Here is a 3,028-nt window from a genome sequence, read left to right on the forward strand (position 1 = left end):
TTCAGGGCGCTGGCCTGGAGCGAAAGGGACAGGGCGGCCAGGCTGATGGCGGATTTCAACAGCCTGTGCGTCATCTCGTTTCCTCTATTGCGAGAAGGGAACCTTGCGTCGACTGCTGGCTGAACGAAGGCGGTTTTCGGGGGACATAAAAAAGCGAGGCCCGGGGGCCTCGCTCGATCAGGGCGCTTATTTACCCAGCTTGCGCAGGTTGGCGGTGGTGAAGTAATCGGCCTCGATATCGCTGCTGTTCAGCTTTGCAGGCCGCTGGCCATCGAGCAGGCGATCGGCGAGGTAGGAACCGGCGATCAGGTCGTGGAAAATCGCGACGCGTGCCTGGAAACCATTCAGGTCATAGGCATAGACAGTCGTCTGCATGTTGCTGCGCCAGAGATTGCCTTTGCCGTCGTAGTTGTCGGCGAGCAAGCCGATCCAGGAGTCCTCGTCGATATAGATCACTCGCTTGCGGTAGATGTGGCGCTTGCCGGGCTTGAGGTTGGCTTCCAGCACCCAGGCGCGGTGCCGTTCATAGCGCATGTACTCGGGGTTGACATGGCCAGAGGTAGCCAGCAGGTCGTCGAGCTTCAGGCTAGGGTCGTCGAGCTTGTAGTTGTTGTAGGGAACGTAGATCTCCTGCTTGCCCACCAGCTTCCAGTCATAGCGGTCCGGCGCGCCGTTGAACAGGCGGTCCTCGTCCATGACGCGGAAGCCGCCAGCACCGTATGGCGTGTCGTAGGCCACGGTGGGGGCGCGTCGTACCCGGCGGTTGCCCGGCAGGTACTGCCAGGACTGCGACGGCGAGGAAATCGGGTCGGTGAAGGAATGGGCGAGAATGATCTCGCCTTTCTTGCGAGTGGGCTCCAGAGTGGTGAGCAGGGCATAGGCTTGCCTGCCATCGAGGGATTCGACGGTCTCCGCTGGAGAGTCCCAGACGGAAAGGATCTTGTAGTCCAGGCTCTCGTACACCCGGTTGCCGTTGGCCAGGACCAGGGCCATCTTGTAGACGGCATCCTCCTTCCAGGCGCGGGCCGGCAGGTTGAGGTTCCACATCAGCTCATGGCCGTTCTTCGGGATGGGAAAGGGCGAGGCGCCGATGGCTCCGGTAACGCCATTACCTTCATGGACAAGTTTGGCGTTGATCGCATTGGCAGCGATCTTGCGCTCAACATCCGGCGAATAGCGGAAGTCGCGGTGGCTGGGGTAGACCGGCATCCTGAAGCTGTTCGGGTAGCGCTGGAACAGGGCCTTCTGCCCTTCGGAAAGCTGGTCGGCGTACTGCGCCATGTTCTGCGCAGTGATGACGAACAGTGGCTTTTCATCGGCATAGGGATCGGGGTACTGGCTGCCGCTGCCGCCGTAGTTCAGGTGGGGCGGTGCGCCGAGCCATTTGCCGCTCCAGGCGGGGATACTGCCATCGGCATTGCCGGCCTTTTCCGCACCCATCGTGGTCAGGTCGGCCCCGAGGCGGGCGGCGTCCTCGGGGCTGATTCCAGCCAACGTCGGAGTACTGACGAGGTAGGTCACAAGCAAGGCGGCAAGGAACCGCTTCTTGTTGTTCGACTGCATTTCGGATCTCTCGGGCGGATCGTCAGAAGCTGTACTTGGCGTTGACGCCGACGTTGTCGCGATCGGCGAGGGGGGTATCGCCGGCATCGCCGAGGAAGGCGTTGTAGCGGGCCTCCAGGGTCAGGTTGTTGAGGTAGCGCCAGGTGGTGCCGATGCCGAGCCGGTTGTCGCCTTCGCCCAGGCCGAAGGTGCCGGGCATGGACGAGTCACCGCCCAGGTTCTGGCTGAAGATCAGCGGCACGGTGAGGTCCCAGCCGTTGAAAATATTCAGGTATTCGAGCTGGAGGTTGAGGGTGTAGCCCCAGGAACTCTTGTCGAAGAAGAGCTCGTCGGTGTTTGCCGTGGTCAGCGGGACGACGCCACCGGCACCGTCCGGGACGAAGGCGATAAAGCTCTCGGCGCGGTCGTTGTCCAGCACCTCGTTGTAGCCCGCCTCGCCAATCAGCGTGGTGTTGTCGGCAATCGGCAGGGTGCCGAAAGCGTGGACGAAGGAGACCTGTGCCTGCATGGTCTCGGCACGCACCGGATGTGGCACCAGACCGGTATCGGCGAGCACTGGCTGGCCGTCGCGGTAGCTGATTTCACCGCTGACGTTGGTGTCGCCGAGTACGGTGGAGAAGCTCGCGCCGTAGAGATCGATGTTGTCGAAGTAACGGACCTGGTAGTTGGCGGTGTTCCAGCTGCTGAGGAAGTCCAGCTGCGGCACCTTGTCGTGGAAACGCAGGTAGTAGAGGCCGAACTCGGTGTTGTTCAGCGACTCCGCGACGTAGTTCAGGGCTACGCCGTATTGGCCGCTGTCGCTCGGCTCATCGTCCGACAGCCGGCGGGTGATACCGAAGGCATCGGTGAAGCCGCCTTCATCCATCTGGTCGGTGACGGCGAAGAAGCTGCCGACGCCGTCGATTTCGGTCTTCTCCCACTTGTACTGGTAGTAGGCCTGCAAGCTGAGGCTGTCGGTCAGGTCGATCTGGCCGAATACCTGGCCTACCGGCAGGAAGAGTTCCTTGAGTTCCACCCCGGGGGTGTTGGCCTTGGTTGCATCAACCGGGGCCATGGCGCCGGAAATGCCGTTGCCGATGAACAGGCTCTCACCCCAGCTCACGACCTGGTCGCCGACGCGCAGGTTGAGGTTGTGCCCGCCGAGGTCCCAGGCGCCATAGACATAGGCATCGAGCAGGCGGATGTCCTTGCCATGCTGGTCGATAGTGTCGTGGGGGAAGTGGTTGGGTTGCGAGCAGCGGCCGCCGGCGAAGCAGTTGGAGGTGCCGGTGTGGTTGTCGTTGCTGCGGTTGTAAACGTCGTCGTAGAAGCCGCTGGCACGCATGAACAGGCCGAAGTCCTCCTTCCAGTTGAAGTTGGCCTCGGTGAGGAAACTGGAGCGGTTGGTGATCAGGCTGCCCTTGTCGAAGGCGTTGTTGCCGTCGTCGATGTTGGCGATGGCCGGGTTCGGGAAACCGTTGGACAA

2 protein-coding genes are annotated in these 3,028 nt (G+C 62.0%); both read right to left on the reverse strand.

Features of this window, described 5'->3' with window-relative positions:
* Nucleotides 1-186: 186 nt before the first annotated feature.
* The gene (locus E8F11_RS12175) at nt 187-1,563 is read right to left on the reverse strand and encodes a DUF1329 domain-containing protein (protein WP_280289078.1); all 1,377 of its coding nucleotides are present in this window, start codon (nt 1,561-1,563) and stop codon (nt 187-189) included.
* 22 nt (nt 1,564-1,585) lie between these two features.
* A partial coding sequence (locus E8F11_RS12180) for a DUF1302 domain-containing protein (RefSeq protein WP_280289079.1) occupies nt 1,586-3,028 on the reverse strand: 1,443 nt, incomplete at its 5' end.

This window comes from Pseudomonas sp. BN417 (assembly GCF_029871205.1).
Lineage (GTDB): Bacteria > Pseudomonadota > Gammaproteobacteria > Pseudomonadales > Pseudomonadaceae > Metapseudomonas.

Excerpts from the sequence above, each read along its gene's own strand:
- E8F11_RS12175 (WP_280289078.1), bottom strand. The coding sequence starts at position 1,563 with ATGCAGTCGAACAACAAGAAGCGGTTCCTTGCCGCCTTGCTTGTGACC.